This is a genomic window from Mesorhizobium carmichaelinearum, from assembly GCF_900199455.1.
Classification (GTDB): domain Bacteria; phylum Pseudomonadota; class Alphaproteobacteria; order Rhizobiales; family Rhizobiaceae; genus Mesorhizobium; species Mesorhizobium carmichaelinearum.
Map to the genome: position 1 here is coordinate 267,265 of NZ_FZQR01000004.1, position 13,505 is coordinate 280,769.

The 13,505-nt window shown below is 61.5% G+C and carries 14 protein-coding genes and 1 tRNA gene; 10 read left to right on the forward strand and 5 right to left on the reverse strand.

The window, feature by feature from the left end:
* Positions 1 to 42: 42 nt before the first annotated feature.
* Genes CKW40_RS11145 through CKW40_RS11155 form a run of 3 tightly spaced genes read left to right on the forward strand, consistent with a single transcriptional unit; the run spans position 43 to position 2,109 of the window.
* Complete coding sequence (locus CKW40_RS11145; protein WP_179297923.1) at positions 43 to 1,269, forward strand: pilus assembly protein TadG-related protein; 1,227 nt, start codon at positions 43 to 45, stop codon at positions 1,267 to 1,269.
* 20 nt (positions 1,270 to 1,289) lie between these two features.
* Positions 1,290 to 1,715 (forward strand): TadE/TadG family type IV pilus assembly protein, encoded by a 426-nt coding sequence (locus tag CKW40_RS11150; RefSeq protein WP_095199955.1) that lies wholly within the window; start codon positions 1,290 to 1,292, stop codon positions 1,713 to 1,715.
* Positions 1,705 to 2,109, forward strand: a complete 405-nt coding sequence (locus CKW40_RS11155; RefSeq protein ID WP_095199956.1) for a TadE/TadG family type IV pilus assembly protein — start codon at positions 1,705 to 1,707, stop codon at positions 2,107 to 2,109. Before CKW40_RS11150 ends, CKW40_RS11155 begins: the two co-directional genes overlap by 11 nt.
* Before the next feature lie 31 nt (positions 2,110 to 2,140).
* Here CKW40_RS11155 and CKW40_RS11160 read toward each other — a convergent pair whose 3' ends face one another.
* The 5 genes from CKW40_RS11160 to phaC all read right to left on the reverse strand — a co-directional run bounded on the left by CKW40_RS11160 (position 2,141) and on the right by phaC (position 8,143).
* Complete coding sequence (locus CKW40_RS11160; protein ID WP_095199957.1) at positions 2,141 to 2,677, reverse strand: DnaJ domain-containing protein; 537 nt, start codon at positions 2,675 to 2,677, stop codon at positions 2,141 to 2,143.
* A 75-nt stretch (positions 2,678 to 2,752) separates the two neighbouring features.
* Positions 2,753 to 2,926, reverse strand: a complete 174-nt coding sequence (locus CKW40_RS43720) for a hypothetical protein (protein ID WP_179297924.1) — start codon at positions 2,924 to 2,926, stop codon at positions 2,753 to 2,755.
* Positions 2,927 to 4,309: 1,383 nt separating this feature from the next.
* A tRNA-Glu gene (locus CKW40_RS11175) sits at positions 4,310 to 4,384 on the reverse strand.
* Between the two features lie 448 nt (positions 4,385 to 4,832).
* Positions 4,833 to 6,092 carry a YcbK family protein gene (locus tag CKW40_RS11180; RefSeq protein ID WP_095199959.1) on the reverse strand — a complete coding sequence of 420 codons (1,260 nt, stop codon included), beginning with the start codon at positions 6,090 to 6,092 and terminating at the stop codon, positions 4,833 to 4,835.
* 215 nt (positions 6,093 to 6,307) lie between these two features.
* The gene (phaC, locus tag CKW40_RS11185; RefSeq protein ID WP_095199960.1) at positions 6,308 to 8,143 is read right to left on the reverse strand and encodes a class I poly(R)-hydroxyalkanoic acid synthase; all 1,836 of its coding nucleotides are present in this window, start codon (positions 8,141 to 8,143) and stop codon (positions 6,308 to 6,310) included.
* A gap of 98 nt (positions 8,144 to 8,241) precedes the next feature.
* Between phaC and CKW40_RS11190 the strand changes: the two genes are divergently transcribed.
* The 7 genes from CKW40_RS11190 to CKW40_RS11220 all read left to right on the forward strand — a co-directional run bounded on the left by CKW40_RS11190 (position 8,242) and on the right by CKW40_RS11220 (position 13,450).
* Positions 8,242 to 8,634, forward strand: a complete 393-nt coding sequence (locus CKW40_RS11190; RefSeq protein ID WP_244571159.1) for a hypothetical protein — start codon at positions 8,242 to 8,244, stop codon at positions 8,632 to 8,634.
* 45 nt (positions 8,635 to 8,679) lie between these two features.
* Positions 8,680 to 9,897: an LL-diaminopimelate aminotransferase gene (locus CKW40_RS11195; RefSeq protein ID WP_095199962.1), complete on the forward strand. Its 1,218-nt coding sequence runs from the start codon at positions 8,680 to 8,682 to the stop codon at positions 9,895 to 9,897.
* A gap of 37 nt (positions 9,898 to 9,934) precedes the next feature.
* The gene (locus CKW40_RS11200) at positions 9,935 to 11,248 is read left to right on the forward strand and encodes a homoserine dehydrogenase (protein ID WP_095199963.1); all 1,314 of its coding nucleotides are present in this window, start codon (positions 9,935 to 9,937) and stop codon (positions 11,246 to 11,248) included.
* A 125-nt stretch (positions 11,249 to 11,373) separates the two neighbouring features.
* The gene (locus tag CKW40_RS11205; protein WP_095199964.1) at positions 11,374 to 11,733 is read left to right on the forward strand and encodes a hypothetical protein; all 360 of its coding nucleotides are present in this window, start codon (positions 11,374 to 11,376) and stop codon (positions 11,731 to 11,733) included.
* A 63-nt stretch (positions 11,734 to 11,796) separates the two neighbouring features.
* A complete protein-coding gene (locus CKW40_RS11210) occupies positions 11,797 to 11,964 on the forward strand; it encodes a Thivi_2564 family membrane protein (RefSeq protein ID WP_095199965.1) in 168 nt (55 codons plus the stop codon).
* 204 nt (positions 11,965 to 12,168) lie between these two features.
* Entirely contained in the window at positions 12,169 to 13,152 is a 984-nt protein-coding gene (gene glpX / locus CKW40_RS11215) for a class II fructose-bisphosphatase (protein ID WP_095199966.1), read from the forward strand.
* Positions 13,153 to 13,225: 73 nt separating this feature from the next.
* On the forward strand, positions 13,226 to 13,450 hold the full coding sequence (locus CKW40_RS11220; RefSeq protein ID WP_095199967.1) for a DUF6434 domain-containing protein: 225 nt from the start codon (positions 13,226 to 13,228) through the stop codon (positions 13,448 to 13,450).
* The last annotated feature ends 55 nt before the right edge of the window (positions 13,451 to 13,505 follow it).

Consider the following 13,505-nt stretch of genomic DNA (forward strand, 5'->3'; position numbering starts at 1 on the left):
TTTAGCCGTTCCTTCATATATGCGTGCTTTCTAATTCAAGCTATGGCTTTGAATTGCTTCACCCTAATTCGGCTCATGGCAACCGGTATACGCCGGGGTACAAGTGCAAATGTCGCCACCATCTTCGCCCTCAGCCTGCCGATCGTTGTCGGCGCCGCCGGCTTCGGAGTGGAGACCTCCTACTGGTATTATAGCAGCCTGAAGCTGCAGGCGACGGCCGATGCCGCGGCCTATGCCGGCGCGCTGGAGAAAATCTCGGGTTCCGACACGCCGACGATCGTGGCGGCCGCGACCCAGTCGGCAGCGAGCAATGGGCTGGGCTCGGGCACGATCGTCGTCAACACGCCGCCTGTATCCGGACCGAACACGGCGAAGAAAGCGGTTGAGGTTATCGTCGGCCAGAACCTCGACCGGATTTTCACCTCGATCTTTACGCAAGGCAAGGTTCCCGAGCAGGCGAGGGCGGTGGCCCTCATCACCAATGCCTCGAAAGCCTGCATGGAGGCACTCGATCCGACCGCCTCGCAGGCTGTACTGTTTTCAGGCAATACCAGCGTGAAGGTCACCGGCTGCGTGATAATGTCCAATTCGATCGCCTCGGACGCCATCAAGCTTCAGGGCTCGGCGGGCCTTCAGGTCGATTGCCTGATATCGGCGGGCGGCGTCTCTCTCAGCAATCCCGTCACCACTGTCTGCGCGGCACCGATTACCCAGGCGCTGCCTGCCGCCGATCCATTTGCCGACCTGCCGACCCCGGCGGCCTCGAACCCTTGCCAGAACGACAACAAGGCGACGCTGAGTCCAGGCACCTATTGCAGCGGCATGACGCTGAAGGGCAATGTCACCCTTTCGCCCGGCGTCTATGTCGTTCAAGGGGATCTCAAGATAAACGCCAACGCGGCCATCATCGGCAGCGGTGTGACGATCTTCATGTCGGGCAGTTCCATCGTCAGCATGAATGGCAACGCCTCCGTGAAGCTTAGCGCGCCGACCTCGGGCACCTATTCCGGTGTGCTGTTCTACGGCGACAGGACCGGCAACAGCGCATCCAGCACATTCAATGGCACAGCGGATTCGCTGCTAACCGGGGCCATCTACTTCCCCAAACAGCAAGTGAATTATCTTGGCAACTTCTCGGGCAACAGCGGCTGCACCCAGGTCGTCGCCAATACGATTCAATGGTCCGGCAGCACAACCATCAATCAGGATTGCACGAGCCTCGGAATGCGCGACATTCCGGCGGCGCAGTCCGTGGCGCTGGTGGAGTAGTCTCCGTGGAACCCCCATCGATGCCGATCCTGAGCGACAAAGCAGGCGTTGCCGCGGTCGAGTTCGCTATGGTCCTGCCCTTCCTGTGCGCGGCGCTGCTCGGCATCATCGATGGCTGGTCTTATGTGACGAGTTCGCTGTCGATGCGTGCCGGCGTCAAGACAGCGGCAAACCTGGTGATGGCAGGCTCGAGCAATGATACGGCGACGCAGGCCGTAGCCATTGCGAGCTGGGAGAAGCGGCCGGTGGACGGCCAGGTCACGCTGAGCCGGATCTACATGTGCGGGACGACCGTGGTCGATGCTTCCACCCTGTGCAGCGGGCCAAAAGTGCCATCGGTCTATGTCCAGATCCAGGCATCCGCCACTTGGACGCCGCCCTTCACCTTCGGTGTCTTTTCTGGTCCGAGCGTCATCGGCCACCTGGAGGTGATCCGTGTTCGGTAGGGCTGGCGCGTTCAGGCGGAACCGATCGGGCGGGGCCGGGTTGGAGTTCGCGCTGATCGCGCCCTTCCTCATCTTATTGCTGTTCGGGATCTTCGCCTTGGGCTGGTCGATGAACTCCGTCTCCAGCGTCCGCTATACGCTGGAAACGTCGTCGCGCTCGCTGCAGCTTCAGAACACGTTGACCCAGGCCGACATCCAGTCGATCGCCACACAGAAATTGCTGGCCTTGGGTTTGAAGGATGTGAACGTGACGATCGCCATCGACCCGGCGAGCGGCGGCTTCCGCATGGCGCATCTGACCGCCACCTATGCCTTTGTCGTCGACTTCCCTTACCTCAACACGTTTCCGATCAACTACGCCACCACCGTCACCGTGCCGCTGGTCGGCGGTTAGTCGATACGAGCCTCACTCGGGCTTCCGCTTTTCAGCCTGCATGGTCCAGCAGTCTCGTCGTCGTGTCACGACGATGTTCGGCATTGGCGCGATCGATGCCTTCCACGGTGATCGCGAACGTCCCGTTTTCGATCCTTCCGATCCAGCCCTTGGCTTTCAGGTACCAAAGATGGAACTCAAGATGTTCTCGCGGGCAGCCTGACAACCGTTCGATTTCAGTGTCACCAATGCCGGGATTGTTTACGTCCTGTCGGCGTTTGACGTAAAGCAGCGAGAGCAATTTTTCCTGAATGGCAACGTCACGTTCGATGGTTGTGCTGTTACTGGCTTCTCCAACCAATTCTGTTCGCAGGTTCAAATGGTCTTTGTACTGAATGTCATACTGCGCGCGTTTGACGGAATCTTTGAGCACATTGTGGGCCTCCAAGATTTCGCTGAAGCGTGATTCATCGCCGGTGTCCTGATTGTCAGGATGGTAGCGCATAGCAAAATAACGAAATACCCGTTCTATGGTTTCCGAGTTGGCATTCGGGCTGATTTCCAAAAGCTCGTAGTAGTCAACAAACAAGATGGCGCTCCCACAACATCGCTATTGCGCACACCGTCAAGAGCATGTCCGCCAAAGGCAAGAAACGACAGTCCCTTAACTTGCCGGCTGGATCGGCGCGGGCTGAAACTGGTCAAGGGAATCCGCGCGCGACATTGCAATCAACCGCGCAACGGCGAAGGCGGCCAGAATGATGAAAACAGCCGTGAGGTTCAGGAAGGCGGGTGATGCAAAAATGCTCCCGCTTTGATCATAGCAACTCAGTTCCATGGCGCTCTACCCCTTCAGCGACCTGATGGTTGGATAATGATCCGGCTTTATGAGGAATACAAGTATTTGCTAATATGTTGGATTGGAACGGTTAATCTGAGGGTTCGTATTGCAAGAGCATCGGGCTAGGCTGGCCACAGGCAGCCACCAGGACACGAGGGACGATGCGGCGGCGTAGGACAGAGGCCAGACAGAACGCGCGCTGGCGAGGCCTTTCTAGACCGTCAGGCTTGCCTGCGCGCCGTCGCTGACCACGGTGTACCGGCAGGAGCGGGCCAAGAGGCTTAATATTCGCTTGCGCTAATATAAAAGTGACGTAACGTCACTCCCAGCATCTTGGGGATGCGAAACCGTGGGGAAGTGCGATGAAAGTGGTTATATTTTGCGCCGTACTCGTGGTCGCTGCGACTGGTGTCGCCGTTGCCAAGGAGAAGAAGGTCGCGGTCAGTGATGCTACGGCCCTATGCTCTACGAAACATTCGAGCAAGAAGCCGAGGCCAGAGCTGGACTGCAACTTGACCGGAACAGCCAAATTGCCAGACGGGACAACGCCGGAAAAGCCGCGCCTGGGATACGACGCCGATCCGTGGATCAAAACTGGCCTTTAGAGGCGGGTTGACCTAGGCACCGGCTACGGTGGAAAGGCCGCTGGGAGGGGCTTGGTCTGACTAGCCAGGCTACCGCAGTTGACAACTGTATCCTCCCTCTTGCGAGTTCGATCTCGGCGAGCAATCCTCTCGTTGCGGCGAACCCCTCAAAACGGAGACCGCCAATGGCCAGATCAAAACGCTCCAAGCAAGTTATCCGAGGCTGAAATCGAGTGCTTTCTGGAGGTGGCGGAAGCGCTGCACAAGAGCATCATGCCACACTGAGAGCACTACAGGGCAACACGGACCCTCCACTAGGTGGTGCTGTGCGAGATGTCACCGGGAAGGAAGTGGAGTTTATCCGGTGGAACCCCACAGGGCCGGTACGGCCTCCTGCGGCTGGGTAGCCCAATAACCCGCGGCCCAGCAGCTTGTTGCGAGAGGGGACTGGCAGCGGTGGCCGCTGGGCCTGACCGGACAGGGCCTTGAGGACGGGCGGCGCCGGCTGGCTGGGATATATGCGCTCATGCCAATATCGGGGCAACATGCGAACGAAGGAGCGCATGGCCGAGCGATGGCCGAAAAGCCTCAAGCCTTCACTGTCATAAGGATTGAGCGGATGGTCAGCGCATCAAGCCGAAAATCAATCGGCATTACCCTCATGCCATGCCGCAAAGGCTTTAAATGCCGATACTCGCAGGGCCGTAGCTAATTGCAAGCAAGAGGATTCGCGAGGGGATATTGACCAAAAAATTGGACAGGGGAGTGATGTGTTCGGCTAAGCGGTTGAAAATGCTGGTACGCCCAAGGGGAATCGAACCCCTGTTACCGCCGTGAAAGGGCGGTGTCCTAACCGCTAGACGATGGGCGCGCTCAGACGAAGCGGCTTATACTGACGTTGTGCGCAACCGGCAACCCGTCAGTTGCCGCCTTGGACAACTTTTTTGCGGACCTGCCAGATTGGCGAATTCGCCAGGGTTGGGCATCACCGCCGCGCGGCTTGGCGATTGGCAGAAACGCCCATCGCTTCGTCATTCTAGGGTGGAGCAAGGAGCGGAGCGACGCGGCGCAGACCCTAGAATCCATGCCGCGACGTTGGAGCGCCGCAAACGGTGCAGAATTCTGCTCCGCTGCGTTCCTCAGTTGACTCCCGGCATGGATCCTCGGGTCTTCGCGACGGAGCTTCGCTCCTGCTGCGCCCGTGGATGACGAAGTTGGGGACGCTTCGGCCAATCTCAAAAGTTTGGAATTGTCCACTGGAGCGACATTGCCTGAATGGCTTTGGCTGCCGACAGGCTCCGGCCCGTCAAATCCCGCCACTAGCCGTCGTCGCCACCGCCGCTGCGCCGGCGGCAGCGCCAGTTCCAGTCGCGCTCGGGGCCAACGTCGACGTGGACCGATTCGGTGTGGCAATAGGTGCCGACGCCGCCACGGCCAGGCATGGTCCTGATGTAGTTCGCCAGCTCCCATTTGGAGACGCCGGGCACCTGGATGTCGGCGGCGGCGCAATACATGTGCAGCGAATTCTTGGCGCCGTTGGCGCGGCGGTTGCGGGCGGGGTCGCGATAGCCCGAGGTCACCACCATCTTGCGGCCGTAGTGGCCTTCGATCGTCTTCAGCACGCGCACCAGCGACGGTTTCAGGCAGGCGACGTCGACGCTTTCGTTCTGCCTCAGCAGCCCGTTGGGCGCGAGCCTGGCCATGCCGGCGGCGGACGCGACCTGATAGGAGCCGCCGATTGGACCCTCGTCCTCATTGAGGTCGACGTCGCTTTCATCGTCAAGGCCGGATTTGCGCTTGATCTCGAACAGCGCCGTCTGGCGCACGCCGGGCAAGGCATCGCTACCCGTGATGTGACCGGCGTCGTCACCGGTCGAGGCCAACTGTATCGGTTTTGCCGTGGCGTCGGCCGAGGCCAGCGTGATGATCGGCTTTGCCGGTGCGGTTGGCGCGGGCTTGGCCTGCACCTGCGGCTGTTCGCCTGTGCGCGTGTTGATCAGCGGAGCGGGTGTGGCCGAAGCGGGCGTGGCGCCAAACATGGAGGCCAGGAAGCCTTTTTTCTTTGGCGCCTCGGCTTGCGGCGCCTCACCCGCCGTCACGTAGACCGGATTGTTCATCACAGGTGCTGCGGCCGGCTTAGGCGTTGTCACCGCGGCGTCGGCGGCGGCGATCTTCTGGGCGACCGCATCGGACTGCTGCGCCGTCTGTGCCGGCTGCTGCAAGGCCTGCGGCGTTTGTCCCACGATCGTTTCAGCGCCGGCCGGCGTCGTCAGCGGGAAGGCGGCTTGCGGCTTGGTCATCGGCACGTAGGCGACCTTTTCGGGCAGCGTCGTATCGCCCTCGCTCATCACGGTCGTTTGCGTTGTCGTCGTCTGAGATGTCGAATCGGCGGTGGTGATCGGCTTGCCGGTGGCGGCCGCATTGATGTCCGAGGCGGAGGCGTTGTAGCCGGGCATGCCGACCGACATTGTCGGGTCGCCGGCCGATGTGCAGGAGGCCAGGAGCACAGAGCAGAGCGCTGCCACGATGGCGCGGCGTTCTCCCTTTGCGAGGCTCCATCCTGCTGATTTCAAAGTCAAATTCCCCCTCGATGTCCGGTCGGTATGCCTTGGCGCAGCCCTGAGATATCTGCGTCGAGGTGACCTTTGTCTCCGATCCGGAAACGAGACCTGTGTCAAATCCGCAAGCCTGGAAGTATTTTTGCAGTGATTGCCGAATTACGGCTGCTTGATGGTTGACGACACCATTTCGCCCGCTTTTGACAAGCCGTCAACTCACCACACATTACAGTCCGTTACACACGTACCTTCACATAGGTGCCGGGAGCATCGCCCAAGGTTTTCATATGCTTGCCGGGTTTGCGGGCAGGCACGCGGGTGTTGTCCTTGGCCTCTACCCAGCTTTGCCAGTGCGGCCACCAGGATCCCGGATGGTCTGTGGCCGTGGCAATCCATTGGTTAAAATCGCCGATCGGCGCGCCGCCGGTCCAGTACTGGTATTTGTTGGATGCGGGCGGATTGACGACGCCGGCGATATGGCCGGAGCCTGCCATGACATAGTCGACCTTGCCGCCGAAATATTTCGAGCCGAGGAAGACGGACAGGGCCGGCGCGATATGATCTTCCCTCGAGGCGAGATTGTAGACCGGGATGGTGATGTCGCCCAGCGAGATGGTGTGGCCGGCGAGTTCCATCGTGCCCTGCGAAAGCGTATTATCGAGATAGCAGTTGCGCAGGTAGAAGGAGTGGTTGGCCGCCGCCATGCGGGTCGAATCGGCATTCCAGTAGAGCAGGTCGAAGGGCAGGGGGTCCTTGCCGCGCATGTAATTGTTGACGACATAGGGCCAGATCAGGTCGCCGGAGCGCAACATGTTGAAGGCGGTCGCCATCTTGGTGCCGTCGAGATAGCCCTTTTCGTTCATCGACTTTTCCACCGCCGCGACCTGTTCCTCGTCGACGAACACTTTCAGGTCGCCGGCATGGGTGAAGTCGACCTGCGTGGTGAAAAAGGTCGCGGACTTGATGCGGTCGTCGCCCTCGGCGGCCATCAGCGCCAGGGCCGCCGCCAGCAGCGTGCCGCCGACGCAGTAGCCGATGGCATTGACGTCCCGCTCGCCGGTGGCCTTCTCGATCGTATCGAGCCCGTATTGCAGGCCTTCCCTGATATAGGCTTCCCAGCTCTTGGCGCCGTGGCGCTCGTCGGGATTGATCCAGGAGATGACGAAGACGGTGTGGCCCTGCTCGATCGCCCAGCGGATGAAGGATTTCTGCGGGTTGAGGTCGAGTATGTAGAACTTGTTGATCCAGGGCGGGCAGATCAGCAGCGGGCGTTTCAGCACCGTTTCGGTCGCGGGATCATACTGGATGATCTCGGCGACATCGCTGCGGCCGACCACCTTGCCGGGCGTGGTGGCGATGTTCCGGCCGATCTCGAAGGGCGAATAGTCGGCCTGGCGCAGTTTCAGGTCACCCTTGCCGGCGGCGATGTCCTCGGCCAGCATCTTCATGCCGCGCACCAGGTTCTCGCCGTTGGAAGCGACGGTTTCGCGAAACAGTTCCGGATTGGTCAGGATGAAATTCGACGGCGAGATGGCGTTGGACACCTGCTTGACATAGAAGCTCGCCTTGTGGCGGGTGTGCTCGTCCAAACCTTCGGCGTGATCGACCAGTTCGGACGCCCAGCGCGAGGTGACGAGATAGGCCTGCTTGAGGAAATCGAAGAAGGCGTTGCGGCCCCATTCCGGATCCTGGAAGCGCTTGTCGCCGCGCTCCGGCTTGACGGCGTCGTCGGGTGCTTCGGCGTTGGGACTGACGCGTTGGATGGCGTTTGCCCATACGGTCATGTAGCCGGCGAACAGCCGCGTCTGCGCTTCGAGCGCGCGCTGCGGGTCGGCAAGCCAGTATTCGCTGAGTTTCGAGAAGGTCTTGACCATGTCGACGACCGGCTCGGCGACGTGGTCGCGCACTTCGCCGCGTTCGCGCGGTTCGGCCCAGGCGGACGCCGCCTTGCCGGCCTGCTCGATCATGCGCGCCATATTCAACGCAAAGCGCTCCGGATCCTTCACCAGATATTGCTCGACGGTCGAAGGCTCGTCATCTTCCGCTTTGCCCGAATCGGGTGTTTTGGACATGGTTCGCGGGGTTCCTCCCGAAGCGTTTTCTTGACATATTAACATGGGACATCCGACAGGGTCCAATCTCGCTCTACCTCGGATGCCAAGGAAACAATATGACGATTAATATTGGCGAGACTGTTTTTTTTAGCGCGGCACGCTTTTGTCGCGTCAGCGTGGCGATCGCCCTGTTGGGGATCGCCGGGTGTTCGAGCACGAATACCAACGGTCCGGTGCCCATGGCCGATAATCAAGGCCCGAAGGATACCGGCACTTTCCCGAACCTCAACATCCCGCCGCAGGTGGCGAACAAACAGTTCACCGCGGATGAGAGCAAGGCCAAGCTCGCCGAACTCAAGGCCGCCAAGAACGCGCAGGGCGCCAAAAGCGGTGGCGGAGCTGCCGGCAATCAGGCGGCACTGACGGATTTGGCCAAGAAGCATGGCCCGCAGACGCTGGAGCAGATCGAAGGCAAATGCGATCCCACCCTCGACCCTACCTGCAAATGAGTATATAGCGCGCGCCCAATACCCCTTTTGCTGTCTGGAACTGCCATGGAAGAGTTTCACAAGGTCCGCCGGCTTCCGCCTTACGTGTTCGAGCAGGTCAACCGGCTCAAGGCCAGCGCCCGTTCGCGCGGCGCCGACATCATCGACCTCGGCATGGGCAATCCGGACCTGCCGACGCCCAAGGCCATCGTCGACAAATTGTGCGAAGTGGTGCGCGATCCGCGCACGCATCGCTATTCCTCCTCGCGCGGCATTCCGGGCCTGCGCCGCGCCCAGGCCGCCTATTATCAGCGCCGCTTCGGCGTGAAGCTCAACCCCGACACGCAAGTGGTGGCCACGCTCGGCTCGAAGGAAGGCTTCGCCAATATGGCGCAGGCGATCACCGCGCCCGGCGATGTCATCCTGTGCCCGAACCCGACCTATCCGATCCACGCTTTCGGCTTCATCATGTCAGGCGGCGTCATCCGTTCGCTGCAGGTCGAGCCCGATGACGGTTTCATTCCGGCGCTGGAACGCGGTGTTCGTCACTCGATCCCGAAGCCGCTGGCGCTGATCCTCAACTATCCGTCGAACCCGACGGCGCTGGTCGCTTCGCTCGATTTCTACAAGGATGTGGTGGCGTTCGCGAAGAAGAACGACATCATCATCCTGTCCGACCTTGCCTATTCCGAGATTTATTTCGACGGCAATCCGCCGCCTTCGGTGCTGCAGGTGCCGGGTGCCATCGATGTCTGCGTCGAGTTCACCTCGATGTCGAAGACCTTCTCCATGCCCGGCTGGCGCATGGGCTTCGCGGTCGGCAACGAGCGGCTGATCTCGGCGCTCACCCGGGTGAAATCCTATCTTGACTACGGCGCCTTCACGCCGATCCAGGTGGCGGCGGCGCATGCGCTGAACGGTGACGGCGCCGATATCGCCGAGGTGCGTGACATCTATCACAAGCGCCGCGACGTGATGGTTGATTCCTTCGGACGCGCTGGATGGACCATCCCGGCACCCGCCGCATCGATGTTCGCCTGGGCGCCGATCCCCGAACCGTTCAAGCATCTCGGCTCGCTCGAATTCTCCAAGCTGCTCATCGAGCACGCCGACGTGGCGGTGGCACCCGGTGTCGGCTTCGGCGAACATGGCGACGATTTCGTGCGCGTGGCGCTGGTCGAGAACGAGCACCGGATCCGCCAGGCGGCGCGCAACATCAAGCGCTTCCTGTCGAGCAGCGCCAAGCAGCCCAACAATGTGGTGCCGCTGTCCGCCCACCGGTAAGCAAAAATTCGATCTGATTTGAGGGACGTCGCCTTCCATGGCTGAAGCTCTGCGTGTTGGAATTGCCGGACTGGGTACGGTCGGTGCATCGGTGGCGCGTGTGCTGCGCGACAAAGCGGCGGAACTGACCCGGCAATGCGGGCGCGACATTGTCGTGTCAGCGGTTTCGGCGCGCGATCCGAAGCGCGACCGTGGCGTCGATGTCAGTTCGGCAAAATGGTTCGACGATCCGGTCAAGATGGCTCAGACCGCCGAGATCGACGTGTTCATCGAACTGATCGGCGGCGACGAAGGGCCGGCGCGCCTGTCGGTGAAGGCGGCGCTCGAAGCCGGCCGCCACGTCGTCACCGCCAACAAGGCGCTGCTCGCCAAGCATGGCGTGGCGCTGGCCGAGATCGCCGAGAAGAAGGGCGTACTGCTCAACTATGAGGCGGCGGTGGCGGGCGGCATTCCCGTCATCAAGACGATGCGCGAGGCGATGGCCGGCAATTCGGTCACCCGCGTGTTCGGCATCCTCAACGGCACCTGCAATTACATCCTGACCCGCATGGAGGCCGAAGGCATCTCGTTCGATGCCTGCCTGAAGGATGCGCAGCGGCTGGGCTACGCCGAGGCCGATCCGACCTTCGACATCGAGGGGCACGACACCGCGCACAAGCTGTCGATCCTGACCAGCCTTGCCTTCGGCACCAAAATCGCCGCCAACGACATCTATATGGAAGGCATTTCCAACATCACCCAGGCCGACATCCGCGCGGCTGGCGATCTCGGTTACCGGATCAAGCTGCTGGGCGTCGCCCAGCGCACCGAAAGCGGCATCGAGCAGCGCGTGCACCCGACCATGGTGCCGACCGCCTCCGTCATCGCGCAGGTGCACGGCGTCACCAATGCGGTGGCGATCGAGACCGATATCCTCGGTGAACTGCTGCTCTCCGGCCCCGGCGCCGGCGGCAATGCCACCGCCTCGGCCGTCATCGGCGACGTCGCCGATATCGCCAAGAGCCGGCCCGGCTTCCAGCATGGTCCGGTTTTCGGACGGCCAGCGAAGGAATTGCGGCCCTACAAGAAGGCGCAGATGCGCAGCCACGCCGGCGGCTACTTCATCCGGCTGACCGTGCATGATCGCATCGGCGTCTTCGCCGCGATCGCCAAGCGCATGGCCGACAACGATATTTCGCTGGAATCGATCGTCCAGCACGCGGTCAATGGCGAGGCCGAGGCGCAGAAGACGGTGATCCTCGTCACGCACGAGACCACCGAGGCCGCCGTGCGCAAGGCCGTCGACGGCATCACCAAGGACGGCCATCTGACCGACAAGCCGCAGGTCATCCGCATCGAGCGGGCAGGGTAGCTCCGTCTCCGGGGAAGAATCTCCGCCGGCCTTGCGGTCGATCCGATTGGCGATCAGCCGCGAATAGACCGGAACGAAATCGTTGCGGCACCGTTCTCTTGGTCAGCAACCAAGGGAGCCACTTCATGGCCGATACCAACAAGTCCGACACGCCAGGCATCGACGACATCCAGAAAACCCTGGAAAAGCAGATCGCCGAGCTGCGCAAGGAGATCACCAAGATCAACAAGAGCATTTCGGCGCGGGGCGCGGAAATGCTCGATGACGCCAGCGAGCAGGCTTCGGATTTTTACGACACGGCCGCGGCGCGCGCGTCGCGCACAGCACAGCAGCTGCGCAACCAGGCCCAGGCGGTTTCTGACGTCGCCCGCGAAAATCCGGGCACGACGACCGCCGTGGTTGGGGTGATCGGCTTGCTCGGCTTTCTGGCCGGGATTGCCGTTGGCCAGTCATTGAACAACGACACGTCGCGCCGCTGGTATTGAGCGCGTCGGGCTTGAGCCGGCGTTGCCGGCTCCCGTTTCAGGAATCATTTCCAGGAGGGCATTATGGCTTCATCCATGCTGATCGGCATTCTGATCACATTTCTCGTCATCATTCTCGTTCTCTATTTGGTGCAGCGCCTGCCGCTCGACGCCAGGATGCGACAGATCGTGCAGGTTATCGTCATCATCATCGGCATCATTTCGCTGCTCAAATACCTCGCGGTTTTCTAGATCGCGAGAGCCACCATTTGGGTACCAAGAAGGCGGTCCGGTCGTTTCCGACCGGGCCGCCTTCTTGTTGGGAATGCGGTTCAATCGATTGATATTGCTGACCTTTCGATAAAACCTGCGGCAGGTCTTGCCGTTGTCATGCTCGTTTGACAAAACAGGCGCGCCTCCGGCGGGAGGCGCTACGCGAACGAGGATTTCCCGAAAATGAATGTGGCCCAGAACATTGTCGCCGGCCTTGACCGGATACTCACCATGGAACTGGTGCGCGTCACCGAACGGGCCGCCGTGGCGGCTGCCAGGCTGCGCGGGCGCGGCGACGAGAAGGCGGCCGACCAGGTCGCGGTCGATGCCATGCGCCAGGAGCTCAACCGCCTTGCCATCAAGGGCACGGTGGTGATCGGCGAGGGCGAGCGCGACGAGGCGCCGATGCTCTATATTGGCGAGGAGGTCGGCACCGGCAAAGGTCCGGCGGTCGACATCGCGCTCGATCCGCTCGAAGGCACGACGATCTGCGCCAAGAACCTGCCCAACGCGCTTGCCGTCATTGCCATCGCCGAGAAGGGCAGCCTGCTGTTCGCGCCCGACGTCTACATGGACAAGATCGCCATTGGTCCGGGCTATGCCGAAGGCGTCATCGATATCGATGCCTCGCCGGCCGAAAACATCGCGAGCCTGGCGCGAGCCAAGGGCGTCGCGGTGACCGACATCACCACCTGCATCCTCGACCGGCCGCGCCATGCCAAGCTGATCGATGCCGTGCGCGCCACGGGCGCCGCGATCCGGCTGATCGGTGACGGCGACGTCGCCGGCGTCATCCACACAACCGACGCGGAAGAAACCGGCATCGATATCTATCTCGGCACCGGCGGCGCCCCGGAAGGCGTTCTGGCCGCGGCGGCACTGCGCTGCACCGGTGGCCAGATGCAGGGCCGGCTGATCCTCGACACACCCGAGAAGATGGCCCGCGCGGCGAAGATGGGGATTTCCGATCCGAAGCGGATCTATCAGGCGGAAGACATGGCGCGCGGCGACGTGCTGTTTGCAGCCACCGGCGTCACCGACGGCAACATGCTGGCGGGCGTCAAGTTCGGCCGCACCTATATCACCACGCACACGATCGTGCTGCGCTCCTCGTCGCGGACCGTGCGCGAGATCAAGGCCCGGCACCAGGATTTGGATAAGTTCTAGAGCAGCTTGCGAAGCCGCACCGCAGTTGTTAGCCCTTGGCTGCATCTGAACCCTGGCCGCGCAAGGATTGACGATGAAAGCGTTCGACTGGCACGCGGATTCGATTTCGCGTGCCACGCCCATCACGAAATCCTATCGCAACACCCAGAATGTGCGCAGCTTTTTCACCCGCGAATGCGGCGATGCGTTCAGGTTCGATCGACCTTTCATGGCCTGGCTCAAGGACGGTCGGGAAAAGACGATGGGGGATGCGGCCGACGAATGGATCCGGCGCCAGGCTGAAAAGCGGAAAGCGTAGTTTTTCTTGAATTCTCCTGCGACGCCACCCGCCGCGAACCGATTGGCTTTGCCCG

Coding starts and splice junctions, on each gene's coding strand:
- CKW40_RS11145 (WP_179297923.1), top strand. CDS start 43: ATGGCTTTGAATTGCTTCACCCTAATTCGGCTCATGGCAACCGGTATA.
- CKW40_RS11150 (WP_095199955.1), top strand. CDS start 1,290: ATGCCGATCCTGAGCGACAAAGCAGGCGTTGCCGCGGTCGAGTTCGCT.
- CKW40_RS43720 (WP_179297924.1), bottom strand. CDS start 2,926: ATGGAACTGAGTTGCTATGATCAAAGCGGGAGCATTTTTGCATCACCC.
- phaC (WP_095199960.1), bottom strand. CDS start 8,143: ATGTCCAAAACACCCGATTCGGGCAAAGCGGAAGATGACGAGCCTTCG.
- CKW40_RS11190 (WP_244571159.1), top strand. CDS start 8,242: ATGACGATTAATATTGGCGAGACTGTTTTTTTTAGCGCGGCACGCTTT.
- CKW40_RS11195 (WP_095199962.1), top strand. CDS start 8,680: ATGGAAGAGTTTCACAAGGTCCGCCGGCTTCCGCCTTACGTGTTCGAG.
- CKW40_RS11200 (WP_095199963.1), top strand. CDS start 9,935: ATGGCTGAAGCTCTGCGTGTTGGAATTGCCGGACTGGGTACGGTCGGT.
- CKW40_RS11205 (WP_095199964.1), top strand. CDS start 11,374: ATGGCCGATACCAACAAGTCCGACACGCCAGGCATCGACGACATCCAG.
- CKW40_RS11210 (WP_095199965.1), top strand. CDS start 11,797: ATGGCTTCATCCATGCTGATCGGCATTCTGATCACATTTCTCGTCATC.
- glpX (WP_095199966.1), top strand. CDS start 12,169: ATGAATGTGGCCCAGAACATTGTCGCCGGCCTTGACCGGATACTCACC.
- CKW40_RS11220 (WP_095199967.1), top strand. CDS start 13,226: ATGAAAGCGTTCGACTGGCACGCGGATTCGATTTCGCGTGCCACGCCC.